The sequence below is a fragment of the Bradyrhizobium sp. Pa8 genome, from assembly GCF_052588265.1.
The window spans coordinates 8,635,864-8,662,269 of record NZ_CP176767.1 but is presented as its reverse complement, the minus strand read 5'-3'; the positions used below and the strand labels follow the sequence as shown (position 1 = coordinate 8,662,269).

At 65.3% G+C, this 26,406-nt stretch carries 25 protein-coding genes and 1 other RNA gene; 13 read left to right on the top strand and 13 right to left on the bottom strand.

The window, feature by feature from the left end:
* Nucleotides 1-540: 540 nt before the first annotated feature.
* The gene (gene rcdA, locus ACKWRH_RS41100) at nt 541-1,050 is read left to right on the top strand and encodes a protease adaptor protein RcdA (protein WP_445218202.1); all 510 of its coding nucleotides are present in this window, start codon (nt 541-543) and stop codon (nt 1,048-1,050) included.
* A gap of 209 nt (nt 1,051-1,259) precedes the next feature.
* On the opposite strand, the gene rpmE is transcribed toward rcdA, so the two are convergent.
* A complete protein-coding gene (gene rpmE / locus ACKWRH_RS41095) occupies nt 1,260-1,487 on the bottom strand; it encodes a 50S ribosomal protein L31 (protein WP_007599895.1) in 228 nt (75 codons plus the stop codon).
* A gap of 200 nt (nt 1,488-1,687) precedes the next feature.
* On the opposite strand from rpmE, the gene ACKWRH_RS41090 reads away from it, so the two are divergent.
* A complete protein-coding gene (locus ACKWRH_RS41090) occupies nt 1,688-3,532 on the top strand; it encodes an ABC transporter ATP-binding protein/permease (RefSeq protein ID WP_445218201.1) in 1,845 nt (614 codons plus the stop codon).
* 222 nt (nt 3,533-3,754) lie between these two features.
* Here the strand turns inward: ACKWRH_RS41090 and ACKWRH_RS41085 are convergent, their stop codons facing one another.
* The 3 genes from ACKWRH_RS41085 to ACKWRH_RS41075 form a co-directional block, all read right to left on the bottom strand.
* Nucleotides 3,755-4,201: a GNAT family N-acetyltransferase gene (locus ACKWRH_RS41085; RefSeq protein ID WP_445218200.1), complete on the bottom strand. Its 447-nt coding sequence runs from the start codon at nt 4,199-4,201 to the stop codon at nt 3,755-3,757.
* Nucleotides 4,201-5,229 (bottom strand): peptidoglycan -binding protein, encoded by a 1,029-nt coding sequence (locus ACKWRH_RS41080; protein ID WP_445218199.1) that lies wholly within the window; start codon nt 5,227-5,229, stop codon nt 4,201-4,203. Before ACKWRH_RS41080 ends, ACKWRH_RS41085 begins: the two co-directional genes overlap by 1 nt.
* Before the next feature lie 150 nt (nt 5,230-5,379).
* Nucleotides 5,380-6,408: a flagellar motor protein MotA gene (locus ACKWRH_RS41075; RefSeq protein WP_445218198.1), complete on the bottom strand. Its 1,029-nt coding sequence runs from the start codon at nt 6,406-6,408 to the stop codon at nt 5,380-5,382.
* A 182-nt stretch (nt 6,409-6,590) separates the two neighbouring features.
* Here ACKWRH_RS41075 and ACKWRH_RS41070 point away from each other — a divergent pair, with 182 nt between their 5' ends.
* From ACKWRH_RS41070 to ACKWRH_RS41045, 6 genes are all read left to right on the top strand, one after another.
* Entirely contained in the window at nt 6,591-6,794 is a 204-nt protein-coding gene (locus tag ACKWRH_RS41070; protein WP_445218197.1) for a hypothetical protein, read from the top strand.
* Complete coding sequence (locus tag ACKWRH_RS41065) at nt 6,791-7,819, top strand: SAM-dependent methyltransferase (RefSeq protein WP_445218196.1); 1,029 nt, start codon at nt 6,791-6,793, stop codon at nt 7,817-7,819. The genes ACKWRH_RS41070 and ACKWRH_RS41065 overlap by 4 nt, the downstream gene beginning before the upstream one ends.
* 232 nt (nt 7,820-8,051) lie before the next feature.
* Nucleotides 8,052-9,245, top strand: a complete 1,194-nt coding sequence (locus ACKWRH_RS41060; RefSeq protein ID WP_445218195.1) for an efflux RND transporter periplasmic adaptor subunit — start codon at nt 8,052-8,054, stop codon at nt 9,243-9,245.
* 6 nt (nt 9,246-9,251) lie between these two features.
* Nucleotides 9,252-12,407: a multidrug efflux RND transporter permease subunit gene (locus tag ACKWRH_RS41055; protein WP_038942110.1), complete on the top strand. Its 3,156-nt coding sequence runs from the start codon at nt 9,252-9,254 to the stop codon at nt 12,405-12,407.
* 109 nt (nt 12,408-12,516) lie between these two features.
* Nucleotides 12,517-12,768, top strand: coding sequence for a hypothetical protein (locus ACKWRH_RS41050; RefSeq protein ID WP_028157444.1), 252 nt, complete (start codon nt 12,517-12,519; stop codon nt 12,766-12,768).
* Between the two features lie 176 nt (nt 12,769-12,944).
* Entirely contained in the window at nt 12,945-14,072 is a 1,128-nt protein-coding gene (locus ACKWRH_RS41045; protein WP_445218194.1) for an AAA family ATPase, read from the top strand.
* 32 nt (nt 14,073-14,104) lie between these two features.
* On the opposite strand, the gene ACKWRH_RS41040 is transcribed toward ACKWRH_RS41045, so the two are convergent.
* The 9 genes from ACKWRH_RS41040 to ACKWRH_RS41000 form a co-directional block, all read right to left on the bottom strand.
* Complete coding sequence (locus ACKWRH_RS41040) at nt 14,105-14,890, bottom strand: inositol monophosphatase family protein (RefSeq protein WP_248881434.1); 786 nt, start codon at nt 14,888-14,890, stop codon at nt 14,105-14,107.
* Between the two features lie 84 nt (nt 14,891-14,974).
* Nucleotides 14,975-16,057: a tetratricopeptide repeat protein gene (locus ACKWRH_RS41035; protein WP_445218193.1), complete on the bottom strand. Its 1,083-nt coding sequence runs from the start codon at nt 16,055-16,057 to the stop codon at nt 14,975-14,977.
* A gap of 8 nt (nt 16,058-16,065) precedes the next feature.
* The gene (locus ACKWRH_RS41030; protein ID WP_445218192.1) at nt 16,066-16,740 is read right to left on the bottom strand and encodes a thiamine phosphate synthase; all 675 of its coding nucleotides are present in this window, start codon (nt 16,738-16,740) and stop codon (nt 16,066-16,068) included.
* 3 nt (nt 16,741-16,743) lie between these two features.
* Entirely contained in the window at nt 16,744-17,769 is a 1,026-nt protein-coding gene (locus ACKWRH_RS41025; protein WP_445218191.1) for a class I fructose-bisphosphate aldolase, read from the bottom strand.
* Between the two features lie 221 nt (nt 17,770-17,990).
* A complete protein-coding gene (fba, locus tag ACKWRH_RS41020; protein ID WP_445218190.1) occupies nt 17,991-19,058 on the bottom strand; it encodes a class II fructose-bisphosphate aldolase in 1,068 nt (355 codons plus the stop codon).
* 52 nt (nt 19,059-19,110) lie between these two features.
* Nucleotides 19,111-20,307: a phosphoglycerate kinase gene (locus ACKWRH_RS41015; RefSeq protein ID WP_445218189.1), complete on the bottom strand. Its 1,197-nt coding sequence runs from the start codon at nt 20,305-20,307 to the stop codon at nt 19,111-19,113.
* Nucleotides 20,308-20,445: 138 nt separating this feature from the next.
* The gene (gap, locus tag ACKWRH_RS41010) at nt 20,446-21,453 is read right to left on the bottom strand and encodes a type I glyceraldehyde-3-phosphate dehydrogenase (protein ID WP_445218188.1); all 1,008 of its coding nucleotides are present in this window, start codon (nt 21,451-21,453) and stop codon (nt 20,446-20,448) included.
* A 169-nt stretch (nt 21,454-21,622) separates the two neighbouring features.
* A complete protein-coding gene (gene tkt / locus ACKWRH_RS41005; protein WP_445218187.1) occupies nt 21,623-23,608 on the bottom strand; it encodes a transketolase in 1,986 nt (661 codons plus the stop codon).
* 182 nt (nt 23,609-23,790) lie between these two features.
* Complete coding sequence (locus ACKWRH_RS41000; protein ID WP_283842012.1) at nt 23,791-23,925, bottom strand: hypothetical protein; 135 nt, start codon at nt 23,923-23,925, stop codon at nt 23,791-23,793.
* Between ACKWRH_RS41000 and ACKWRH_RS40995 the strand changes: the two genes are divergently transcribed.
* From ACKWRH_RS40995 to ACKWRH_RS40975, 5 genes are all read left to right on the top strand, one after another.
* A complete protein-coding gene (locus ACKWRH_RS40995) occupies nt 23,894-24,214 on the top strand; it encodes a DUF4164 domain-containing protein (RefSeq protein ID WP_020608063.1) in 321 nt (106 codons plus the stop codon). The genes ACKWRH_RS41000 and ACKWRH_RS40995 overlap by 32 nt on opposite strands.
* Nucleotides 24,211-24,594, top strand: a complete 384-nt coding sequence (locus ACKWRH_RS40990) for a cell division protein ZapA (protein WP_014498141.1) — start codon at nt 24,211-24,213, stop codon at nt 24,592-24,594. Before ACKWRH_RS40995 ends, ACKWRH_RS40990 begins: the two co-directional genes overlap by 4 nt.
* 59 nt (nt 24,595-24,653) lie before the next feature.
* A non-coding RNA gene (gene ssrS, locus ACKWRH_RS40985) (6S RNA) lies at nt 24,654-24,814 on the top strand.
* 191 nt (nt 24,815-25,005) lie between these two features.
* Nucleotides 25,006-25,602, top strand: coding sequence for a 5-formyltetrahydrofolate cyclo-ligase (locus ACKWRH_RS40980; protein WP_445218186.1), 597 nt, complete (start codon nt 25,006-25,008; stop codon nt 25,600-25,602).
* A complete protein-coding gene (locus ACKWRH_RS40975; RefSeq protein ID WP_028157455.1) occupies nt 25,580-26,404 on the top strand; it encodes a TIGR00282 family metallophosphoesterase in 825 nt (274 codons plus the stop codon). The genes ACKWRH_RS40980 and ACKWRH_RS40975 overlap by 23 nt, the downstream gene beginning before the upstream one ends.
* Nucleotides 26,405-26,406 lie beyond the last annotated feature (2 nt).

Sequence of the window (26,406 nt, the reverse complement as noted above, 5' to 3'; positions counted from 1 at the left end):
CTCGCGTCGTCATTCCGGGGCGGCGCGCAGCGAGCCCGGAATCCATAATCACAGGCAGTTGAAACGGGCAGGCTGAGCCGGGCCACCGCATCTGACTGTGGCTATGGATTCTCAGATGCGCAATCGGGCAAGCTCGCGACTTCGTCGCGCCCCGGAATGACGAGTGGAGAGTTTGTTCCGCCGCGCACTCGGCCAGTGACCGAGATGGCTAACGAACTCTCAAAAAATTAGCTCGTTTACTTCCGATTAAGCTTTCGGGTTTATGACTGGAACTGTCCTCGTTTGGACACCGAGTGGCTCCTGTCCACTCTGTTTGACGCCTCCCTGTTATCAACTTTCAAAGCCGCCGGTCTCCGGCGGCTCTTTTTTTGCGCCTGCTTCCTCTTTTGCGTCTCGTTCCGGTTGAATTCCGAGGAAAGACCCGCGGAAACCATATCCGCGCTTGTCGCTGGACTCCGCGCTCCCAGCGCGCAATGATTTGTTCATCATAAGCCGGCGCCAAAGCCGGACAGTCAGACAGTTGCGTAAGGGGCGTTAACCATGGAACGTTTGCAAGCCGAAGGTGCTCTCGTTCAACTCAGCGAGCGGTTCACCAATTCTGCGGCGTTCGGCGTCCTGTTCCGTGAGGGCATGGACCTGGTGGAAGAGACCGCCGCCTATCTCGATGGCGCCGGCCGCACCGAGGCCAAGGCGCTCGATCGCGCCGTCAGCCTCACCTATGCGACCGAGAGCATGCGTCTGACCACCCGCCTGATGCAGCTTGCCTCATGGCTGCTGCTGCACCGCGCGGTGAAGGAAGGCGAGATGACGCTGAGTCAGGCCAATCGCGAGAAGACCAAGGTCAAGCTCACCGCCGCCGATCCCGGCCCGTCCGACACCGTCGAGAAGCTGCCCTCGCAGCTCCAGGACCTGATCCATCGCTCGATGAGCCTTCAGACCCGCGTGCGCCGCCTCGACACCACTATCCACACCCCGCCGGTCGAATACGTGGCGATCGGCAACCCGCTGGTGCCGCAGCTCAACGCGCTGAAGGCCGCGTTCGAGCGGTAATCGATTTCGAACCGTCTCCCTGAGGTGGCCGCTTCTTCAGCGGCCCTCGAAGGGCGACGGCCCGACTGTGGCCGCTCATCCTTCGAGGCTCCCCTTGCGATGCTTCGCATCGCAAGCCTCGCACCTCAGGATGACGGGTTTGGCCCCCAAAACAAAAACGCCCCCGGTCTCACCGGGGGCGTTTTTCGTCTCCAGCCTTGAGGGCCAGATCAATCCTTTTTGAGAAAGCCCGAAAACTTCTTCTGGAAGCGCGAGACGCGGCCGCCGCGATCCATCAGCTGGGCGTTGCCGCCGGTCCAGGCCGGATGCGACTTCGGGTCGATGTCGAGGTTCAGCGTGTCGCCTTCCTTGCCCCAGGTGGAGCGGGTCAGGTACTCGGTTCCGTCGGTCATCACGACCTTAATCGTATGATAATTCGGATGAATTTCGGCTTTCATGGCAATTCCTCGGCGCCCGGCGCCTGTCTTGAGTGGCTATCGAATGACGGATTTGGCGGGGTCTATACCCCACAGGCCCCTTTAAAACAAGCCATTGTGGGCAAAGGAGAACCGGGCCATCCCCTAAGGGGCATCCCGGATTTGCCACTCCCCCCGCAGCGGCCTATGTGGAGCTAATCTGTCTCCTTGGGTCCGATCTCATGAGCGCTGTGGAACGGCTTGACGACCAGTACCGCGACGAGCGCGCCGCGCCTGAGGCTCCGTCGATCGAGGTCGAGTTGATCGAGCAGCCCGCCAAGGGCCGCGCGAAGCTGCGGCCGCTGCTGGCGCTCGCGCCCTATGTGGCCCGCTATCGCGGCCGCGCGGCGCTCGCCTTCGTCGCGCTCACGGTCGCGGCGCTGACGACGCTGCTGGTGCCCATCGCCGTGAGGCGGATGATCGATTTCGGCCTGACGCCGGAAGGCATCGCGCTGATCAACAGCTACTTCTCGGTGATGATCGCGGTGGTCGCGGTGCTCGCGCTTGCCAGCGCCTCGCGATATTACCTCGTCATGACCATCGGCGAGCGCATCGTCGCCGACCTCCGGCGCGACGTCTTCGCCCATCTGCTCTCGCTCTCGCCGGCCTTCTTCGATTCCGCGCGCAGCGGTGAGCTGGTGTCGCGGCTCACGGCCGACACCACCCAGATCAAGTCCGCGGTCGGCGCCTCCGTCTCGATCGCGCTGCGCAATCTCATGATGTTCTTCGGCGCGGCTGCGATGATGGTGATCACCAGCCCGCGCCTCTCCGGCTTCGTGCTGCTCGCCATTCCTCTGATCGTGCTGCCGCTGGTCGCGTTCGGGCGCTGGGTGCGGCGTCTGTCGCGCAATGCGCAGGACACGCTGGCCGATGCCTCCGCCTATGCGGGCGAGCTGGTCGGCGCCATCCGCACCGTGCAGGCCTATACCAGCGAAGGGCTCGCCGAGAAGCGTTTTGGCGGCGAGGTCGAGCAGGCCTATGAGGCCGCGCGCACCTCGACGCAGGCCCGCGCCGTGCTCACCGCCATCATCATCTTCATCGTGTTCGCAAGCGTGGTCGCGATCCTCTGGATCGGCTCGCATGACGTACTGATCGGCACGATCTCGCCGGGCCGGCTCGGCCAGTTCGTGCTCTACGCGGCCTTTGCCGCGGCCGGCCTTGGCCAGCTCAGCGAGGTCTGGGGCGAGGTCTCGGCCGCCTCCGGCGCCGCCGAGCGCCTGTTCGAGATTCTGCATGTGCAGCCCGAGATCACCGCGCCGGCGTCACCGCGCGCGCTGCCGGTGCCGGCGCGCGGCGAGGTCGGCTTCGACCAGGTCAGCTTTGCTTATCCGGCGCGGCCCCACGTCAATGTGCTCGATGCCGTGTCGTTCACCGTGCGCCCCGGCGAGAAGGTTGCGATCGTCGGCCCCTCAGGCGCCGGCAAGAGCACCATCTTTCATCTCCTGCTGCGCTTCTACGATCCGCGGAGCGGCGCGATCTCCCTCGACGGCGTGCCGGTCAAATCCGCGGACCCGCGCGATTTCCGCTTGCGCATCGCGCTGGTGCCGCAGGAATCCAACGTGTTCGCCGCGAGCGCCCGCGAGAACATCCGCTTCGGCCGGCCCGATGCGACCGATGCCGAGGTCGAGCGTGCCGCCGAGCTCGCGCATGCCGCCGAGTTCATCCGCCGCCTGCCCGAAGGTTTCGAGACCCCGCTCGGCGAGCGCGGCGTCACGCTCTCCGGCGGCCAGCGCCAGCGCATTGCCATCGCCCGCGCGATCCTGCGCGATGCGCCGCTCTTGCTGCTCGATGAAGCCACCTCCGCGCTCGATGCCGAAAGCGAGACGCTGGTGCAGACCGCGCTGGAAGAGCTGATGCGCCACCGCACCACGCTGGTGATCGCACATCGTCTCGCCACCGTGCTGTCATGCGACCGCATCCTGGTGATGGACCAAGGCAAGATCGTCGAGCAGGGCACGCACGCGGAGCTCGTCGCCAAGAACGGGCTCTATGCGAGGCTCGCGAGGCTGCAGTTCGAGGGCGCATGAGGCGTCCCGCCTGCTGCCTCATTCACGGTGTCATCGCCCGCGAAAGCGGGCGATCCAGTATTCCAGAGACAGCAGTGAGAGTCGGAAAAGTCGCGGCGTACTGGATGCCCCGGTCCCGGCGCCGCCAAGGCTGCGCCGGGCCACACGCTCGCTCGGCCGCCGAAGCTTCAGCGAAGGCGGCAAGCCGGGGCATGACAGCGGAGGGGGCGGCAGCAAACCTCGTCACGCCCGCCAAGTCATCTTCAGCACCGGCCGTCCCGAGGTCGGGTTCGAATCGTCGCCGGCGTGGGCAAAGCCGTTGCGCTCGTAGAATCGGATGGCGCGGGCATTGTCCTTGTTGACGAGCAGCGTGACGCCCGACGGTGACAGCCGCTTGGCCTCATCCACCAGCAGCCTCGCCGCATCCGAGCCCCAGTGCGCGGGATCGACCACGAGCTGGTCGAGATAGCCTTCGCCGTCGATGGTGACGAAGCCGGTGAGGGCGCCATCCTGCTCGGCGACGACGATGGAGGCTTTCGGCACCAGATCCTTGCGCCAGCGCTCGCGCCACCAGTCCAGCCGCGCGGCGAAATCGATTTGCGGATAGGCCTGCTGCCAGGTGCGATGCCAGAGGTCGATCGAGGCGGCTTCGTCCTCGGCGCGGTAGGGGCGGAGGTGGAGGGCGCTCACTACCGCTCCGTCAGCTTCAGCTCGATGCGGCGGTTGCGCTTGTAGGCCTCTTCCGTGTTGGCGGTGTCGAGCGGCTGGAATTCGCCGAAGCCGGCGGCGACCAGGCGCTGGGCCGGCACGCCGAGCGAGATCAGATATTGCACCACCGAGATCGAGCGCGCCGCGGACAGGTCCCAGTTCGACTTGAAGTTCGGGCCGCTGACCGGGCGCAAATCGGTGTGGCCGTCGACGCGCAGCACCCAGGGGATTTCGTTCGGGATCTTCTTGTCGAGATCGATCAGCGCGGTCGCCAATGTGTCGAGCTCGGCGCGGCCTTCCGGCAGCAAGGTCGCCTGTCCGGTGTCGAAGAACACTTCGGACTGGAACACGAAGCGGTCGCCGACGATGCGGATGTCAGGGCGGTTGCCGAGAATGGCGCGCAGGCGGCCGAAAAACTCCGAGCGATAACGCGACAATTCCTGCACGCGCTGCGCCAAGGCAACATTCAGGCGAGACCCCAGATCGGCGATGCGGTTCTGCGATTCCTTGTCGCGCTTCTCGCTGGCGTCGAGCGCCTCTTCCAGCGCCGCCAGCTGTCGCCGCAGCGCACTGATCTGCTGGTTCAGCACCTCGATCTGCGCCAGCGCCCGCGCCGAGACCGCCTTCTCCGAGTCCAGCGCCTTGCCGAGCTCGGTGGTCTTGCCTTGGGCGTCGTTACCGGCGGCGGCGAGGCCGTCATAGAGCCCCTTGATGCGATCGCGCTCGGTCTCGGCCGAGGCGAGGCCCGCTTTCAATTGCGAGACCTGGTCGTCCAGCGTGAGCTTGCCGAGCTTCTCCAGCGACAAGAGCTCGTTGAGCTGGGCGATCTTGGCGTTGAGCTGCTCCAGCGCCTTGTCCTTGCCGGTGACCTCCTGCGACAGGAAGAACTGCACGACCAAAAATACCGACAGCAGGAACACGATCGACAGCACCAGCGTCGACAGCGCGTCGACGAATCCGGGCCAGTAGTTGAAGCCGGCTTCGCTGCGGCGGCCGCGGGCTAGAGCCATGTCGTCGATCTCCACTCTCGTGTCCCGGACGCGCTGCAGCGTGCAACGCTGCTGCGCAGAGCCGGGACCTATTGCTTCGTTTCTCTGGGCCCCGGCTCTGCGACGCACCACTTCGTGCTGCGTCGCGTCCGGGGCACGAGACCTTCGTCCTCAGCCCTTCTCCGGCTGGCGCGCGATGCGCTCCAGCAGGCGGCGGATCTCGCGGTTCTGCTCGCCCTGGCCGTCGGCCCATTCGCGGATCATCTGCTGCTCGGTCCGCATGTGCGAGACCAGCGCCTGGATGGCTTCGGCAAGGCTCGCCATTGCCGCCGTGGTGCCGCGGCTGGCGCTGCCTTCCTCGAGCACGGAGCGTAAGCGCTCGACGGCGGCCTGGAGCTCGCCGCTGGCAACGCCGCCGCCGCCACCACCGCCGGCTGCGACCGCGACCTCGCCGTGGCCATATTCGCGCACGGTGGTGGCGAGCCAGTCTTCGAGGTCGGTGTAGAAGCGGTTCTGGGCCTGGCTCGATTGCAGATCGAGGAAGCCGAGGATCAGCGAGCCGGCGAGGCCGAACAGCGAGCTCGAGAACGAGATGCCCATGCCGCCGAGCGGGGCGGCGAGGCCCTCCTTCAGCGTGTCGAACAAGGCGCCGGAATCGCCCCCGACCTTGAGCCCGTCGATCACCTTGCCGACCGAGCCGACCGTCTCGATCAGGCCCCAGAAGGTGCCGAGCAGGCCGAGGAAGACCAGCAAGCCGGTCATGTAGCGGGAGATGTCCCGGGCCTCGTCCAGGCGGGTCGCGATCGAATCGAGCAGGTGCCGCATGGTGGTCTGGGTGATCGACATCCGCCCGGTGCGCTCGCCGCCGAGGATCATGGCCATCGGCGCCAGCAGTTTCGGGTGCCGGGACGGCGCCAGGCCGGGATCGGCGATGCGGAAATTGTTGACCCAGGAGACTTCGGGGTAGAGCCGGATCACCTGGCGGAAGGCCAGGATGATGCCGATGAACAGCACGCCGCCGATCAGGGCATTGAGGCCGGGATTGGCGAAGAAGGCCAGGATGATCTGCTTGTAGAGCACCACGCCGACCAGGGTGCACAGCACCAGAAAGACCAGCATCCGCACCAGGAAAACGCTGGGCGAGGATAGCTTGGTATATTCGATATCGATGGGGGAGCGGGGCGAGGCGCCTGGCGGCATGGCCGGTATCATCCGTTAGGAACTTGCTTGCGGACGCACTATGGCACAGCGGCAGCCCAAAAAAAGCGCCGGATGCGCCGATTTCGTGGACAGCTCTCGGAACCCAAAGCTGAAACCGTGCTTTGATAGAGACGCAATTTGCAAAACTTCGGCATTCCGCAGGCTTAGGTCGGATTTTTTGCATGATGACGAATCCTTGGGGGCTGGCCGTCATCGCGCTCTTGCTCGCGGTCCGGATGGCGCTCGCCCGGGTGGCGCTGCAGCAGCAGCCGCGCGGTCGAACCCGTTTGGACCTCAGAGCCCGCCGGGCGGGTGGCAACGCCCGAACCCGTCCGTTCCTTTCGCCGCCGCCACAACGAGACCTGATCAACGGAGTGGTCGCATGAGCGTCGTTTCCGCGATCTTCGGGACTGCCGAACGCGTGCCGCTGCCGGACGTCGTGATCCGGGCCGCGATCCAGCGCCTGTGCTCGCGCACGGCGACGCGCATGTCCGCGCTGGGCGCGGCCGACGATGCCGCCTTCGCCGGGCGGATGATCCTGCGGCCGATCGCCGGGGACGCGGATGCCGTCAATGCCGGGCATGACGACGTGGCCGCGGCGTTCTTTGCGGAGGTGCTCGGCCCCAACCGCAAATATTCGTCCTGCTTCTACAAGTCCGATGCGAGCACGCTGCAGGAGGCGGAGGAGGAGGCGCTGCGCCAGACCGTCGAGCACGCCGGTCTCGCCGATGGCCAGACCATCCTCGAGCTCGGCTGCGGCTGGGGCTCGCTGTCGCTGTGGATGGCGCGGCGGTTCCCGCACGCGAAGGTGACGGCGGTGTCGAACTCGCAGGTCCAGCGCGCCTATGTGGAGGAGCAGGCGCGGCTGCGCGGACTGTTGAACCTGCGCGTGGTCGCCGCGGACATGAACGTGTTCGCGCCCGATGGGCAATTCAACCGCGTCGTCTCGGTCGAGATGTTCGAGCAGATGATGAACTGGCGCAAGCTGATGACGCGCGTGCGGTCATGGCTCGCGCCTGACGGGCGCTTCTTCATGCACATCGTCACCCATCGCTCCGGCTCTCATCTGTTCGACCGCACCAATCGCGAGGACTGGATCGCGCAGCATGTCTTCATGGATGGATTGATGCCGAGCCATCACCTCGTCAGGCAATTCGGCGACGTCTTCAGGATCGAGAAGGAATGGTGCTGGAGCGGAACGCACTATCAGCGCACGGCGAACGACTGGCTCGCCAATTTCGATGCGCGTCGCGACACGATCGAAGCGTCCCTGCGCAGCGTCTATGGCGAGGAGACTGCCTTGTGGATGCGACGCTGGCGCTGGTTCTTTCTCGCGACATCAGGGCTGTTCGGTTACGCCGATGGGACCGAATGGGGCGTGAGCCAGTACAGGATGAAGGCGGCGGGGTAATTGCGTTCTTCTGTCGCAGCACGCCGCGATGGAACCCGACTCACAATCCGGTGAGTCCAGAAAAGTGCTCTGAATTCAGCATGATAGGTCATGTGGCAATGAGCCGCCCGCGCAATGCGTTGCGTCGCAGCAAGTACCTTCTATCTTGACGGCATCAGCCGCATGGAATCGCCCAGAACGGGCTCGTGCGGAGCGTGATTTCAGTTTCAACAACATCGGGGCGTTTAACTTCATGTCAGGACTTCGCGCGCGATCGGCATGCGTTGCATTGATGCTCGCGGCCCTTACGCCGCTGCTCGCGGGCTGCGACGAATCCGTCTCTGCGGTGTCCGCTGCCCAGCCCGCCGTCCCTGACGTCAGCATCGTCATCGTCAAGCCGCAGCCGCGCGCCGTGGTGCGCGAGCTGCCGGGCCGCATCGCGCCGACGCGCGTCTCCGACGTGCGGCCGCGCATCTCCGGCATCGTGGTCGAGCGCCTGTTCCGTCAGGGCAGCGAGGTGAAGGCCGGCGATGCGCTCTATCGCATCGATCCGCGTCCGTTCGAGGTCGAGGTGATGGCCAACGAGGCGGCCGTCGCCAAGGCCGAGGCCGGGTTGATGCAGGCCAGGCAGCAGGCGCACCGCATCGCCACCCTCACCAAGGATCGCGCTGCCCCGGAAGCCGAGAACGAGAAGGCGATCGCGGCCGAGCGTCAGGCCCATGCCGAGGTCGAAGGCCGCAAGGCGGAACTCGCGCGCGCCAAACTCAATCTCGACTATGCCACCGTGCGCGCGCCGATCGACGGCGTCGTCGGTGCGGCGCTGGTCAGCGAGGGTGCGCTCGCGGTGCAGAACGAGACCAACCTCGCCAGCATCCAGCAGCTCGATCCGATCTACGCCGACTTCACCCAGTCGGTGACCGAGCTCAACCAGCTCCGCCGCGCCTTCGAGAGCGGCGACCTCGAGCGCATCGCGGCCGATGCCGCCAAGGTGCGCCTCGTGCTCGACGACAACACCCTTTATGGGCTCGACGGCAAGCTGTTGTTCTCCGACGCCAAGGTCGATGCCCATACCGGCCAGGTGACCCTGCGCGGCGAGTTCCGCAACCCCAAGCGCGAGCTGCTGCCGGGCATGTATGTCCGCGTCCGGATCGACCAGGGTCTCGACAGCGATGCGATCGCGGTGCCGCAGCAGGCGATCCAGCGTAACGGCGGCGGCGGCAGCGAGGTGTTCGTCGTCAAGGACGACAACCACATCGCCGTGCAGCCGGTGCGCACGGGGTCGGTGCAGGACGGACTCTGGTTCGTGACCGAAGGCCTGAAGGCCGGCGACAAGGTCGTGGTCGAAGGCTTCCAGAAGTTCGCCGCCGGCGACAAGGTGAAGCCGCAATCCTGGTCGGAAGCGGACGCCACGGCGGACAATCGGCACGCCCAGAAGCTGACGCGGTAACGCGCCATGGCGAGTTTCTTCATCGACAGGCCGATCTTCGCCTGGGTGGTCGCGCTGTTCATCTGCTTGATCGGCGCGATCGCGGTTCCGCTGCTGCCGATCGCGCAATATCCGATCATCGCGCCGCCCTCGATCTCGATCTCGACCAGCTATCCCGGCGCCTCGCCCGAGAACCTCTACAACAGCGTCACCCGGCTGATCGAAGAGGAGCTCAACGGCGCCTCCGGCATCCTCAATTTCGAATCGACCAGCGACTCGCTCGGCCAAGTCGAGATCATCGCCAATTTCCAGCCGGGCACCGATACCAGCGCCGCCTCCGTCGAGGTGCAGAACCGCATCAAGCGCGTCGAGGCACGGCTGCCGCGCGCGGTGATCCAGCAGGGCATCCTGATCGAGGAAGCCTCGAGCGCCGTGCTCCAGATCATCACGCTGAACTCGACCGACGGCAGCCTCGACGAAGTCGGCCTCGGCGACTTCATGATCCGCAACGTGCTGGGCGAGATCCGCCGCATCCCCGGCGTCGGCCGCGCCACGCTCTATTCGACCGAACGCAGCTTGCGCGTCTGGGTCGATCCGGCAAAGCTCGTCGGCTATGGGCTGACCGCGGACGACGTCAACAAGGCGATCGCCGCGCAGAACGCACAGGTCGCTTCGGGCAGCATCGGCGCCGAGCCGTCGACCGCGAGCCAGCGCACCTCCTCGCTGGTGCTGGTCAAGGGCCAGCTCTCGTCCCCGGACGAATTCGGTTCCATCATCCTGCGCGCCAATGCCGACGGTTCGACCGTGCGGTTGCGCGACGTCGCGCGCATCGAGGTCGGCGGCCTCAGCTACCAGTTCAACACGCGCCTGAACGGCAAGCCGACCGCGGGCCTCTCCGTGCTGATGTCGCCGACCGGCAACGCGCTGGCGACCGCGAGCGCGGTCGAGGAGAAGATGAAGGAGCTGTCGCGCTTCTTCCCGGCCAACATCTCCTACGAAATCCCCTACAACATCACGCCCGTGGTCGAGGCCTCGATCAAGAAGGTGCTGACGACGCTGGTCGAAGCCGTGGTGCTGGTGTTCGTGGTGATGTTCCTGTTCCTGCAGAACATCCGCTACACCATCATCCCGACCATCGTGGTGCCCGTGGCGCTGCTGGGCGCGTGCACCACGCTGCTGCTCGCCGGCTATTCCATCAACATGCTCTCGATGTTCGGCATGGTGCTCGCGGTCGGCATCCTCGTCGACGACGCCATCGTCGTGGTCGAGAACGTCGAGCGCATCATGTCCGAGGAAGGTCTGCCGCCGAAGGAAGCGACGCGGAAGGCGATGGCGCAGATATCGGGCGCCATCATCGGCATCACGCTGGTGCTGATGGCGGTGTTCGTGCCGATGGCGTTCTTCCCCGGCTCGGTCGGCATCATCTACCGCCAGTTCTCGGTGACCATGGTCGCCGCGATCGGCTTCTCCGCCTTCCTCGCGCTGTCGCTGACGCCGGCGCTGTGCGCGACCTTGCTCAAGCCCGTCGCGGCCGGCCACGGCCACGCGAAGCGGGGCGTGTTCGGCTGGTTCAACCGCATGCTCGAAGGCGGCAAGGAGGGCTATTCCAGCACCGTCGGCTTCTCGCTGAAGCGGACCGGCCGCCTGATGCTGGTCTATGTCGCGCTGCTGGTTGGTCTCTCCTGGGCCTTCGTCAGCCTGCCCGGCGGCTTCCTGCCGATCGATGACCAGGGCTTCGTCACCACCGACGTGCAGACGCCGTCGGATTCGTCCTATCCCCGCACCGAAGCCGTCATCGAGAAGGTCGAGAAATATCTCGCCGAGCGGCCGGGTGTGAAGGATGTCACCTTCCTCACCGGCTTCAGCTTCTCCGGCCAGGGCATGAACACCGCGCAGGCCTTCATCACGCTGAAGGACTGGTCGGAGCGCGGGCCGAAGGACTCCGCCGCCGCGATCGTCAACGACATCAACCGCGATCTGTCGTCTTCGATCCGCGATGCAAAGATCTCTGCGCTCCAGCCGCCGCCGATCGACAATCTCGGCAATTCCTCGGGCTTCTCGTTCCGCCTCCAGGACCGCGGCCAGAAAGGCTATCCGGCATTGATGCGCGCCGCCGACCAGCTGATCGCGGAGGCCAATGCCAGCCCGGTGCTGCAGAAGGTCTATATCGAGGGCCTGCCCGAGGCCGGCGTGGTCAATCTCGTGATCGACCGCGAGAAGGCCGGCGCCTTCGGCGTCACCTTCGAGGACATCAACAACACGATCTCGACCAATCTCGGCTCGAACTACATCAACGACTTCCCGAACCGCGGCCGCATGCAGCGCGTCGTGGTGCAGGCGGATGCCCGCGATCGCATGCGGACCGAGGACATCCTCAACTACAACGTCAAGAACAGCCGTGGCCAGCTCGTGCCGTTCTCCTCCTTCGCCACCGTCGAATGGGCGCGCGGCCCGACGCAGATCGCGGGCTTCAACTATTATCCCGCAGTGCGCATCTCCGGCGAGGCGAAACCCGGCTTCACCTCGGGCGACGCGATCGCCGAGATGGAGCGGCTTGCCGGCAAATTGCCGCGCGGCTTCGGTTATGAATGGACCGGACAGTCGCTCCAGGAAAAACTGTCGGGCTCGCAGGCGCCGTTCCTGCTGGCGCTGTCGGTGTTCGTGGTGTTCCTGTGTCTTGCCGCGCTCTACGAGAGCTGGACCATTCCGCTCGCGGTGCTGCTCACGGTGCCGCTCGGCATCGTCGGCGCGGTGGCCGCAGCGATGCTGCGCGGCCTGCCCAACGACGTCTATTTCACCGTCGGCCTGATCACCATCATCGGCCTCGCCGCAAAGGATGCGATCCTGATCATCGAGTTCGCCAAGGATCTGCGGAAAGAAGGCAAGCCGCTGGTGGACGCCACCATCGAGGCCTGCCGCCTGCGCTTCCGCCCGATCCTGATGACCGGCCTTGCCTTCATCTGCGGCGTGCTGCCGATGGCGATTGCGCACGGCGCCGGCGGCGCCAGCCAGCAGGCGCTCGGCAGCATCGTGATGGGCGGCATGATCGCGGTGGTGATCCTGGCGCTACTGATGGTGCCGGTGTTCTTCGTCTCGGTGCAGCGCGTGCTGGCGGGGGACAGGGAGCCGAAGGCCGCGAAGGAAAGCGAAGCGTACGGCCCGCCGGCGCGGGTGAAGCCATAGGCGAAGGCGCACTCCGATCCTTACGAAAGCTTCACGTTCTCCGCCGGAACCAGGTCCCCGCAAAAATGTTTGCCCGCGGGGTTAGGGGTTCCACGGAGAAATCGTCCAAATGTTGAAGAAGATCCTTTCCGCTGCCGCTGTCGGCACCGGCGTGCTGATGATGTCGACCTTCACCGCATCGGCGGCGATCGTGTGCAAAGGCCACACCTGCTGGCACACGCATGAGGCCTACGACTTTCCTCACGAGGCGGGGGTCGTCGTTCACGAAGACAATTGGCACTGGGGTCCGCGCGAAAAGTTTGCGTTCCGCGAGCACGAGGGGCGCGGCTATTGGCACGGCCGCAAATGGGTGGCGTGGTAATCGCCTAGTATGACGCGAGACCGGAGGCCGCTGTTGAGTGGCCTCCACGTCGCGCGACGTCAAGAAGGCGTTCGGCTTGCTTTCGCGGAAGCGTCGATCCAGACTGCATCCCTGGATTGAAAGCAGGTGTATTCGCGCTGCGCCGCCAATGCACACCTGCCGATTGAGAGCATGTGATGCGTCCGACCGAAATTGCGATCTCGAACTATCGCTCCATTCGGCGGCTCTCCATACCAATCCACCCTCTGTCCGTGTTTGTAGGTGAGAATGGTGTCGGTAAATCCAATCTCTACAAGTCCTTGTCGCTGTTGCGCGACGCGGCGACAGGTCGAATCACGCGCACGATCGCCGAGGAAGGCGGATTAAATTCCGTCTGCTGGTCCGGCCTTCGCAAGCGAGGCGAAGATGGGCGACTGCGTTTGTCGGTCAAATTCGACAGTCTCAGATATTCTATTGAGCTCGGATTTCCTGGCCCGGTCGAGGCGGCATTTTCCGGCGAGCCGATGATCAAGGCTGAAAGTATCGAGACGACACAGGGCAAACGTAAGGTTCAGCTGATGGCGCGAACGAATTCGCTCGTCAGCGTCCGCGGCGAGAGCGGTACCTGGAACAGTCATAAGGATGCGGTGCTGCCGTCAGAGACGGCGCTTGCGGGTTTTTCCGATGGCAGGGAATGTCCTGAAATCGATCTGATCAGAAGCGCGATGCTGGGCTGGCGATTCTATCATGACTTTCGCACCGACCCGGCGTCGCCGATACGAAAGCCGTGTCTGGCGATCACAACGCCCTCGCTCAGTGCCGATGGAACCGATTTGGCCGCCGCCCTGGCGACGCTCTATTCCATTCGGGAAGATGCCACCGACTTGCAGGACGCGATTCAGGATGCATTCCCGGGCGCTGAGCTCCGTGCGTGGGAAGAAAATGGTTGGTGTGAATTTGATCTGCAACTGGCGGATATGCCGCGGCCGTTCAAGGCCCACGAATTGTCCGATGGGACGCTGAAATACATCTGCCTGCTCGCGGTGTTCATGGGCTATCGGCTGCCGCCCTTCATCGCGCTGAACGAACCGGAGACCAGCCTGCATCCGTCGCTGCTGGCGCCATTGGCGCGGCTAGTCGCCAAGGCATCACGCCGCGCGGACATCTGGATTGTCACGCATTCGGAACAACTGATGGAGGCACTGCGAAGCGAGAGTTCGGTCCCGCTTCGCCGGGTGATCAAGCCGAAAGGCGCCACGACCATCGAAGGCCTGACCATTGGCGGTGAATATCGGGACGAGGAATCCGACGAAGACGACTCTTAGTCGTTGCAGGTGGAGCTGTCGTAAGACTGCCCCTACTTCCGCAAAATCTTCACCAGCTCCCCGTGCACGAACTCGTTCCCGCACACGACGTCGCCCGTGACCAGCGCATCGCCCGGCGTTGCGATGTCGCTCACCGTGCCGCCTGCCTCGCGCACCATGATCATGCCGGCGGCGATGTCCCAGGATTGCAGGTTGCGCTCCCAGTAGCCGTCGAGGCGCCCGGCGGCGACGAAGGCCAGGTCGAGGGAGGCGGCGCCGAAACGGCGCAGACCCGCGACGCGGTCCTGAATCGCGGTCATCTCGCGGCGGAATTCCTCGTGGTCGCCGCGGCCGATATGCGGCAGGCCGCAGGCCACCACGCATTCGTTGAGCTGGCGGCGGCCGGCGACGCGCAGGCGCTGGTCGTTGAGGAAGGCGCCCTTGCCGCGCTCGGCGATGTAGAGCTCGTCATTGGCGGGGTTGTAAATCACGCCCGCAATGATCGTGCCCTCGCGCACGAGGCCGATCGAGATCGCGAATTGCGGGATGCCGTGCAGGAAGTTGGTGGTGCCGTCGAGCGGGTCGACGATCCAGGTGTGGCTCTTGTCGCTGCCTTCGCGGGTGCCGCCTTCCTCGCCGATGAAGCCGTAGCCGGGGCGGGCCTTGGCGAGGTCCTGATAGAGGATCTCCTCGGCGCGCTTGTCGGCGAGCGAGACGAAATTGGCCGGCCCCTTCAGCGAGACCTGCAAATGCTCGATCTCGCCGAGATCGCGCTTGAGGCTGCGGCCGGCGCGGCGCGCGGCCTTGACCATGACGTTGATAGTGGCGGAATACAGCATGTGCTCTGGTCTTGATCGGGGGAAATGGCGCGAAATCGCGCCTGTTTGAAGGATGGGGTGCCCTGCGAGGGCCTTTGCGTCAAGTCATTTGGTCCCGAGCCATTTTCTGGCGGCGGCCTCGGCCTTGCCCCGGTCCTCGGCCGGCAGGTCGGACAATTGCTTGTCGAGCTCCGGATCGCCCTTGCCGGCGGTTTTCGCCACCAGGTGCCATTTGAAGCCCTCGACCTTGTCCACGGACGTGCCCATGCCGTTGATCAGCACCCAGGCGAGGCGGTTCTGCGCGATCGCGCTGCCCTGGCGGGAGGCCTTGCGGAGCAACGCGACGGCGGCCGGCTGGTTCTTCGGCGTGCCGGTGCCGTTGAACATGGCGATGGCATATTCGACCTCGGCATCGACATTGTCCGCCAGGGTAGCCGCCTGGAGCAGCCGCACCGCGCGTTCCGGGTCCTTCGGCACGCCGGTGCCTTCCTTGTAGAAGGTCGCCAGCGCGTATTGTGCCTCGGGCAGGCCGGCATCGGCGGCCTGACGCAGCAGCTCGGCGGACCGCTTGACGTCCTGCGGCAGGGTCTGGCCGTCGAGATAGAGCAAAGCGAGGTTATAGGCCGCCTTGGGCTCGCCGAGCTTGGCGGCGGAAGCCATCAGCTTCACCGCCTCGCCTTTGTCGACTGAGCCGCCGCGGCCGGAAATTCGCAGCATGGCGAGCGCGAACATCGCCTCGCGGTCGCCGGCATCGGAGGCGCGCTTGTACCATTCCAGCGCCTTGGCGTAGTCGCGGCGGATGCCCATGGCGTTGGAATAGAGCTCGCCGAGCATGGTCATCGCCTTGGGATCGCCCGCTTGTGCGCGGGCGGTGGCAAGATCGAACGCCGTCTTGTACTGGCCGCGCTGATAGGCGCCGAACACCAGATCGACATTGGGATTGTCGGCGGCCGGTGCGGGGATCACGGTTGCGGGCAGCGCCGGCTTGGGCGAGGCGGCCGGCTTGGGCGAGGCCGAAGGTTTTGGCGCCGGCGCGGCCTCTTTCTTCTTGGCGGCCGGAGGCGGCTTGGGCTTCTGTTTCTCAGGCACCGCGCCCGGCGTTGCCACCGGCGGCGTGATCTGGAGCTGCGCGGCCGCGGGCGCCGTCAGCAGCAGCGTGGCCAGGATGGTGATGCGCGGGAGCTTCATGTCGGGCGCTAGCCGTGCTCCTGATCCGCAAGCGCAGCCGCATGGGCCTTCTTGATCGCAGCGTCGACCTCGATCAGCGCGGCCTTGGGACCGCGCGGATCGGACCAGACGAAATCGCCGACCAGCACGAAATCGGCACCGCTGGCGGCGAAGTCGTGCGCCTCTTCGAGCGAGATGGCAAAGCCGACGCAGGGCGGCTCGAACAGCTCGGCCCACCAGTCCAGGCGCTCGGCGATCGCCTGGGACGACGGCCGCTGTCCCTTCGCGTCAGGCTCGCCGAACAGCACGTAGTCGGCACCCATCTCGCCCGCATCCATGGAATGGTGCCGCGTCGTCAGCCCGCCGACGCCGGCGATGCGATCCGGCTTGAGCGATGGCAGCGCCTCTTTCAGCGCGGCGATGCCGGGTAGGTGCGCGCCGTCGGCGCCGCCGCGTGCGACGAGCTCAGCATGGCCGTCGACGAGCAGCGCAGCGCCCGCCTTCTGGACCGGCGGCGCCAGCGCCTTGATGCGCGTGATCATGGTGCGCTGGTCGGTCTCCTTCAGCCGCACCAGCACGGCCGCGACATCGGCAGACGCGAGCAGGTCCGGCAACCCGGCGAGAAGCGTCGCGGGATCGTCGACAACAGGCGTCGCAAGATAAAGGCGCGGCGCCGGGCGCGGCGGAGGCGATTTGCTCGACAAGATCTAGGCTGCTTTCTTTTCCAGGCTGCTTTGCCATTCGCCCTTGGACGCCAGACCATTCATCCGGGCGCGATGGCTGAATGCATTTTGGCCGGCTGCGACATTCTCGGCCTTGCCGGACCAGGCCTTCTGCGGCGCGGCCTGCAGCGCGCGGCCGTAGGAGAAGGTCAGGCCCCAGGGCAGCGGCCCGAGCTTGTGCATGGCGTTGAGATGCGCCGTCGCCTCTTCGTCCGACTGGCCGCCGGAGAGGAAGGCGATACCCGGCACGGCCGCGGGCACGCAGGCCTTCAGCAGCCGAATCGTCTTCTCGGCGACTTCCTCGACGGGAGCCTGCTTCGCGCATTTCTTGCCGGAGATCGCCATGTTCGGCTTCAGCACCATGCCTTCGAGCGCAACGCGCTGCACGCGCAATTCCTGGAAGGTCTTGTTGAGCACGCGGGTCGTCACTTCATAGCAGCGGTCGATGTCGTGATCGCCGTCCATCAGCACCTCAGGCTCGACGATCGGCACGATCTGCGCGGCCTGGCACAGCGCTGCGTAGCGAGCCAGCGCATGGGCGTTGACGCCGATCGCGGTCATCGAGGGAATGCCGCTGCCGATATCGATCACCGCGCGCCATTTGGCGAAGCGCGCGCCGCGCTCGTAATATTTCTTCAGGCGCTCGGCGAGCTTGTCGAGCCCGACGGTGACGAGCTCGCCCGGGCACATCGGCAGGGCTTGCGTGCCCTCGTCGACCTTGATGCCGGGGATGGCGCCGCTACTCTCGATCAGCTTGACCAGCGGCGTGCCGTCCTTCGCATCCTGCCAGATCGTTTCGTCATAGAGGATCACGCCGGAGATGAACTGGCTCATGGCCTCCCTGGAGCGGAACAGCATCTCGCGATAGTCACGGCGGTTGCCTTCCGTCGATTCCACCCCGATCGCGTCAAAGCGCTTCTTGATGGTGCCGGAGGATTCGTCGGCGGCAAGGATGCCCTTGCCGGGCGCGACCATGGCGGTCGCGATCCTGTTGAGCTCAGTCAGATTCATCGAGAGGTCCTCCCAAAACGATTCTGCCCTTGCCTGTGAAAATAGACCGTTATCGGGCAATTGCCGAGTTAACGTTCGTCGCAGGGTAAAAGGGGGCTCTCTGTCATTCCGGGATGCGCCGAAAGGCGCAGGCCCGGAATCCATAACCCCAGGCTGTGGTTATGGATTCCGGGCCCACGCTTCGCGTGTCCCGGAATGACGGGGGGATGTGGCTGAAGGCCTTACGCCACCTTCGGATCCAGCTCGCCCTTGGCGTAGCGCTTGGCCATCTCGGCGGGGGTCAGGACCTTCTTGAACTTGGCGGCCTGGCCTGCGGTATTGAACTCCTGGAGCCGCTGCTTGCACAGCTTGGTCATGGCTTCCATCGCGGGCTTCAGGTACTTGCGCGGGTCGAACTCTTCCGGGTGCTCCTTGAACACCTTGCGGATCTGTCCGGTCATGGCCATGCGGTTGTCGGTGTCAATGTTGATCTTGCGCACGCCGTTCTTGATGCCGCGCTGGATCTCGGCGACCGGCACGCCCCAGGTCGGCTTCATCTTGCCGCCGAACTCGTTGATGATGTCCTGGAGGTCCTGCGGCACCGAGGAGGAGCCGTGCATCACCAGATGCGTGTTCGGCAGCTTGCGGTGGATCTCCTCGATCACGTTCATGGCGAGGATGTCGCCGTCCGGCTTGCGGGTGAACTTGTAGGCGCCGTGCGAGGTGCCCATGGCGATCGCGAGCGCGTCGACCTTGGTCTCCTGGACGAACTTCACGGCCTCGTCCGGATTGGTCAGGAGCTGGTCGTGGCTCAGCTTGCCTTCGGCGCCGTGGCCGTCTTCCTTGTCGCCCATGCCGGTTTCGAGCGAGCCGAGCACGCCGAGCTCACCCTCGACCGAGATGCCGCCGAGATGGGCCATGTCGGTCACGGTCTTGGTGACGCCGACATTGTAGTTCCAGTCGCCGGGGGTCTTGCCGTCGGCCTTGAGCGAGCCGTCCATCATCACCGAGGTGAAGCCGGCCTGGATCGCCGTCATGCAGGTCGCGGCCTCGTTGCCGTGGTCGAGATGCACGCAGACCGGAATGTGCGGATAGATCTCGGTCACCGCGTCCATCATGTGCTTGAGCATGATGTCGTTGGCGTAGGAGCGCGCACCGCGCGAGGCCTGGATGATGACGGGGGCGTCGACCGTATTGGCCGCGTCCATGATCGCCAGCGCCTGCTCCATGTTGTTGATGTTGAAGGCCGGTACGCCGTAATCGTTCTCCGCTGCATGGTCGAGCAATTGACGTAACGTGATCCGAGCCATCTGTCTTTTTCTCCGGTTTGGGCCTGCAAGGCCGACTTAAAAGGCCGACTGATTACTTGGTGCGCAGAACTTCGACGCCGGGAAGGGGCTTGCCTTCCATCCATTCAAGAAACGCGCCACCGGCAGTCGAGACATAGGTGAATTGACCGGCCACATGGGCCTGGTTGAGGGCCGCGACGGTGTCGCCGCCGCCCGCGATCGAGATCAGCTTCTTCGCCTTGGTGCGCTCGGCGGCATGCTTGGCGGCCGACACGGTTCCGCGGTCGAACGGCTGCATCTCGAAGGCGCCGAGCGGTCCGTTCCAGACCAACGTGGCGGCGTCGTCGATGGCGGCGTGGACGCGCGCGATCGATTGCGGGCCGACGTCGAGGATCATGCCGTCGGCCGGGATCGCATCGAGCCCGTAGGCATGCGAGGGCGCGTTCGCCGCGAAATGATAGGCGACGGTGGCGTCCACCGGCAGGATGATCGCGCAATTGGCGGCTTCCGCCTTCTCCATGATGCGGATCGCGGTCGCGGCGAGATCCTTCTCGGCCAGCGACTTGCCGACCGCGACGCCCTGGGCGTGCAGGAAGGTGTTGGCCATGCCGCCGCCGATCACGAGCGCGTCGACCTTGGTGACGAGGTTTTCGAGCAGATCGATCTTGGTCGAGACCTTGGCGCCGCCGATGATCGCGATGACGGGCTTGGTCGGCGAGCCCAGCGCCTTTTCCAGCGCGACGAGCTCGGCCTGCATGGTGCGGCCGGCATAGGCCGGCAGCTGGTGGCCGAGGCCTTCGGTCGTGGCATGGGCGCGGTGCGCGGCCGAGAAGGCGTCATTGACCCAGATGTCGCCGAGTTTCGCCAATTCCGCGACGAAGGCGGGATCGTTCTTTTCCTCTTCCTTGTGGAAGCGGGTATTTTCCAGGCACAGGATGTCGCCATCCTTCAACGCCGCTACGGCCGTGGCCGCGGGCTCGCCGACGCAGTCGTCGGCGAAGGCGACGGGCCTGTTCACGACCTTCGACAGCGCTTCGGCAACCGGCTTGAGCGACTCCTTGGGGTCGCGTCCCTTCGGCCGACCGAAATGCGCGAGCAGGATGACCTTGCCGCCCTTGTCCGAGATTTCCGTGATGGTCGGCGCAACGCGCTCGAGCCGGGTCGCGTCGCTGACGCGCCCGTTGTCCATGGGCACGTTGAGATCGACGCGCAGCAGCACGCGCTTGCCCTTCACGTCGACGTCGTCGAGGGTGCGGAATTTGTTGGTCATCGGACACTCTCTTGTCCCGGGCGCATAGCGGCGCGGAGTGCCGCTGTGCAGAACCGGGACCTACGCTGGAGGGACATGGGTCCCGGATCTGCGACGCAGCGTTTCACGCCGCATCGCGTCCGGGACACGAGAGCGGCGTTAGATCACCTTCGCGAACGCGACGGCGGTGTCCGCCATGCGGTTCGAGAAGCCCCACTCGTTGTCGTACCAGGACATCACGCGCACCAGCGTGCCGTTCTGCACCTTGGTCTGGTCCTCGTGGAAGGTCGAGGAGTGCGGATCGTGGTTGAAGTCGATCGAGACGTTCGGCGCGGTGGTGTAACCGAGGATGCCCTTGAGCTGCTGCTCGGAGGCGCGCTTCATCGCCGCGTTGATTTCCTTGGCGTCGGTGGCGCGCTTGGCAATGATCTTGAGGTCGACGACCGAGACGTTCGGGGTCGGCACGCGGATCGCGACGCCGTCGAGCTTGCCCTTCAGTTCGGGCAGCACGAGGCCGATCGCCTTGGCGGCGCCGGTCGAGGTCGGGATCATCGACATCGCAGCCGCACGGCCGCGGTACAGATCCTTGTGCATGGTGTCGAGCGTCGGTTGGTCGCCGGTGTAGGCGTGGATCGTGGTCATGAAGCCGGTCTCGATGCCGACGAGGTCGTTCAGCACCTTGGCGACCGGCGCAAGGCAGTTGGTGGTGCAGGAACCGTTGGAGACGACCAGATGATCCTTGGTCAAGGTGTCGTGGTTGACGCCGTAGACGATGGTGGCGTCGGCGCCGTCGGCGGGCGCGGAGACCAGCACGCGCTTGGCGCCGGCGGTGAGGTGCGCGGAGGCCTTGTCCTTCGAGGTGAAGATGCCGGTGCATTCCATCGCGATGTCGACGCCGAGATCCTTCCAGGGCAGCTTCGAGGGATCGCGCTCGGCGGTCACCTTGATCTTGTTGCCGCCGAGGCTGATCGAGTCGCCATCGACGGTCACGGTGCCGGGGAAGCGGCCATGGACGCTGTCGAAGCGGAGGAGATGCGCGTTGGTCTCGACCGGGCCGAGGTCGTTGATGCCGACGACCTCGATGTCCTTGCGGCCGGACTCGGCAATAGCCCGCAGGATGTTGCGGCCGATGCGGCCAAAACCGTTAATTCCAACGCGGACTGCCATGTTTCATCTCCTTATGACCGTTCAATGACGGGTTCGATAAGCCTAATCATCCCGCACAACGCGCTCTACGCGCCTGCGAAGGTTTTTTAGGGGCGGACGCCCGGTTCGGCCGGGCGGTGCTTGATCATATGAGAGATTACGTAGTCCTTTTTTTTGGCAAGCTCAACTCTCAGCTAACGCGCTTCAGCACAGCGTTAACCGCAGCCTCGGCGGTAATGCCGAAATGCTTGTAAAGATCCTTCGCCGGCGCGCTCGCGCCGAACGAATGCATGCCGATAAAATCGCCATCCTGGCCGATCACGGCATCCCAGCCCCAGCGCACAGCGGCCTCGATCGCGACCTTCACCGGCGCGTTGCCGATGATCTCGGCACGCTTGGCTTCTGGTTGCGCTAACAAAAGCTCAAGCGAGGGCACCGAGACCACCCGTGACGCGATGCCGCGCTCGGCGAGCTGCTTCTGGGCGGCGACCGCGATCTCGACCTCGGAGCCGGAAGCGAACAGCGTTGCCTTGGCTTCGCCCTGGGCGGCGACCAGCTCGTAGGCGCCGGCCGCGCAGGGATTGTCGTTCGGCGCATTGGTGCGGAGCTGCGGCAGGTTCTGCCGCGTCAGCGCCAGCACGGTCGGGCCGTCGATACGATTGAGCGCAAGCTCCCAGCACTCGGCGACCTCGATGGAGTCGGCGGGGCGGAACACGCGCATGTTCGGAATGGCGCGAAGTGCGGCGAGATGCTCGACCGGCTGGTGGGTCGGGCCGTCTTCGCCGAGGCCGATGGAATCGTGCGTCATCACGTAGACGACGCCGGCGCCCATCAACGCGGCGAGGCGCATCGCGGGACGCGCATAGTCGGTGAACACCAGGAAGGTCGCACCGTTCGGCGCGAAGCCGCCATGCAGGAAGATGCCGTTCATCGCAGCCGCCATGCCGTGCTCGCGGATGCCGTAATGGATGAAGCGGCCTTTTGGCGTCTTGGCCGAGAAAGCTGTGGCCGACTTCGCCTTGTTGTTGTTGGAGCCGGTGAGATCGGCCGAGCCGGCGAGGAATTCCATCGGCATCGCGCCGGCAATGACTTCGATCACCGCTTCCGAGGATTTGCGGGTCGCCGCGGTCATCGGCTTTTCCAGCAGCTCCTTCTTGTACGCGCGCACGGCCTTCGCGAGCGAGGCCGGACGTTCGTGACGCAAACGGCGCTCGAACTCGGCGCGCTTGCGGCTGCCGAGCTCACCGAGCCGCCCTTCCCATTCCTGCCGTGCCACCGCGCCGCGGCTGCCGGCCGCGCGCCAGGCCTTCAGCACGTCATCCGGCACCGAGAACGGCTCGAGCGAGATGCCGAGATTTTCCTTGGCGGCCTTGAGCTCGTCGGCGCCGAGCGCCTCGCCATGCGCCTTCGCGGTGCCGGCCTTGTGCGGCGCGCCGAAGCCGATGGTGGTGCGGCAGGCGATCAGCGTCGGCTTGTTGGATTTTTGCGCGCGGGTGATCGCAGCAGTGATGGCGGCCTGGTCATGGCCGTCGATCTTTTCGGCGGCCCAGCCGCACGCCTTGAAGCGCTTCACCTGGTCGACGGAATCGGAGATCGAGGTCGGCCCGTCGATCGAGATGCCGTTGTCGTCGTAGAGCACGATCAGCTTGTTGAGCTTCCAGTGCCCGGCCATCGCGATCGCTTCCTGCGACACGCCTTCCATCAGGTCGCCGTCGGAGGCGAGCACGTAGGTGTGGTGGTCGACGATCTTCTTGCCGAATTCGGCGGCCAGCATCTTCTCGGCGAGCGCCATGCCGACCGCGGTCGAGATGCCCTGGCCGAGCGGACCGGTGGTGGTCTCGATGCCCTTGGTGTGGAAGTTCTCGGGATGCCCCGGGGTCAAGCCGCCGAGCTGGCGGAACTGCTTGAGCTGATCCAGCGTCATGTCGGCATTGCCGGTCAGATACAGCAGCGAATAGAGCAGCATCGAACCGTGGCCGGCCGAGAGCACGAAGCGATCGCGGTCGGGCCAGTCGGTGGCAGTGGCGTCGAATTTCAGGAACTGCGTGAACAGCACCGTGGCGACGTCGGCGGCGCCCATCGGCAGGCCGGGATGGCCCGATTTCGCCTTCTCGACAGCGTCCATCGAGAGGCCACGGATCGCGTTGGCCATGCGGGTGTGGTCGACTTGCGTCATGTCTGAAATCCGTCTGAAATGAGGCGCTTGGCGGTGGTGCGGGCCGCGTGGGGGGAGCCTGGCGGCCACGGAAGGTTGGGCTGGGATAGCACCTCGGTTCCGGGAGTCCAAGGCAATCAAACGCCGGTTTGGCCGTAAAAGTTGCTTAGCAGTGCATAGTTTCGCGGCGACGTTGCGCTCCGCTAGCTTGCCACGTAAATTTCTGCTTCTAACCGCTTGCCGAACCGAGTCTTTTGCCGGACGGCAAGCCCCATGGGCAAGGCCACAGGTTCCGCCGCTGACTGCATGAACGATCGCGTTTCCAACAGCTCTGCCATGACGGAGTCCTCGGCCGTCGAGATCGAGATCGCGACCCGCAGACTCATGGCGGCGCTCGACGCGCTCGAAAGCGCGGTGGAGCGGCGGCGTGATGCCGATCGCGACGAGAACGAGCTCGCGGCGCGAATCCAGGCACTCGGCGCGGATCGCTCGCGGCTTGCCGATGAGCTCGACGGCGCGCTGGTGAAGGCGCGCAAGCTCGAGCGCACCAATCGCGAAATCTCCGATCGGCTGGATTCCGCAATCGTCACGATACGCTCGGTGCTCGATACCGGAGAGGACGGATGAGCCACATCAACGTCACCATCAACGGCCGGCAATACCGCATGGCTTGCGAGGAGGGCCAGGAGGTGCGGCTGCTCAAGCTCGCCGAAAGCCTGGAGGCGCGGATTCAGTCGCTGCGCGGAAAATTCGGCGAGATCGGTGATGCCAGGCTCACCGTGATGGCGGCGCTGACCGTCTGCGACGAGCTGGTCGACGTCGGCAACCGCGTCCGCACCATGGAGCAGGAGCTGACTGAGCTCAGGGATTTCCGCAATGCCGCCGTCGAGCGCGCCCGGATGACCCAGACCGCCGTGGTGAATGCGCTGAACGCCGCCGCCGAGCGCATCGAGAAGTCGACCCAGGTCCTGAACCGGACGGTGGGCAACGGCATCGCGATCGGCTGATTGGGGGCAGCGCGCTCAGCGGGCTGGCGGTTCGTCAGTATCGTTGTTAGATTGCGCAGGCGAGGCTGCGACGTGCGTCAGGAGCCATATATCCCCGGGGCCTTATCGATCCTTTAGGGAACTGTCCCTGGCCGGGCCCGTGGGCTCGGACATATGGTGCCCACCTACTTTCGTAGGGAACTCCGGGATCGAGCGCTTCAACGGCGTCCGCGGCTTCGCACTTTTGTTTGCTTGGTTTGTGCTTGTCGAAACGACTGCGGCCAGTTCGGTAGATGTCATGCTCCGGCTTGTCCGGCGCATTCAGTACGCCGCGGCCTTTGTGTGAATCACCACCGCCTCTGGAATTCTGGATCACCCGCCCCAGTGCACAAGGGCGCACAAGGCGGGTGATGACGTGGGGGACCCAAGCGCATGCCCAATTCGAAAGCCGAACTCCGTGCCAAAGCCCTCGCGGCGCGCGATGCGCTGAGCGAGAAGAAGCGCGCCGCCGCCGCCGCAAAGCTCGCCAAGCGCGGGCTGCCGTTCCCGCTCCTGCCCGGCAGCATCGTCTCCGGCTATTCCGCGATCCGCAGCGAGATCGATCCGCTGCCGCTGATGAAGGCACTCGCCGAGGCGGGCGCAAAGCTCGCGCTGCCCTGCGTCACCGCCCGCGGCCAGTCGCTGATCTTCCGCATCTTCCATCCGAACGACCGCCTGATGCTCGGCCCGCTCGGCATTCCCGAGCCGTCGCCGGCAGCAAGCGAAGTCATTCCCGACATCATGCTGACGCCGCTCGCGGCCTTCGACCGTCTCGGCCATCGCATCGGCTATGGCGCGGGGCACTACGACCACACCTTCGCGCATCTGCGCAAGGCCAAGCAGATCGTCGGCATCGGGCTCGCTTTTGCAGCCCAGGAGATCAAGGCGGTTCCGGCACTATCGCACGACGTCGCGCTGGATTATGTGCTAACGGAATCGGACGTGTTCGATTTCCGGAGTTCTGAAGTTGCGCATTCTCTTCGTGGGTGATGTCGTCGGCCGTAGCGGCCGCAACGCCATCGCCGAATATCTGCCCGGCATGGTCAAGGACTGGTCGCTCGATTTCGTCGTCGTCAACGGTGAGAATTCCGCCGGCGGCTTCGGCATCACGGAAGCGATCTATCAGGAGTTTCTCGATGCCGGGGCCGACGCGGTGACGCTCGGCAATCACTCCTGGGACCAGCGTGAAGCCCTGGTGTTCATCGAGCGCGCCGAGCGTCTGGTACGGCCGGCGAACTACCCGCGCGGCACGCCCGGCCGCGGCGCCGCGCTGGTGGAGACCAAGAACGGCAAGCATGCGCTCGTCGTCAACGCGCTCGGCCGCGTCTTCATGACCCCGTTCGACGATCCCTTTGCCGCGCTCGAGCGCGAGCTTGGTGCCTGTCCGCTCGGCGTTGCAGCCGACGCCATCGTCGTCGACTTCCATTGCGAGGCGACCAGCGAGAAGCAGGGCATCGGCTTCTTTTGCGACGGCCGCGCCAGCCTCGTCGTCGGCACCCACACCCATGTGCCGACCGCCGACCACCAGATCCTGTCGGGCGGCACCGCCTACATGACCGACGCCGGCATGACCGGTGACTACGATTCCATCATCGGCATGCAGAAGGAAGAACCGCTGCGGCGCTTCACGTCGGGCATTCCCTCCGGCCGGTTCGAGCCGGCCGCGGGCGTGGCGACGCTCAGCGGCGTGGCGGTCGAGACGGACGATGCGACGGGACTCGCGCTAAAGATTGCGCCGGTGCGCGTCGGCGGCCGGCTGGAGCCGGCGACGCCGAAATTCTGGTTGAGCTGAAG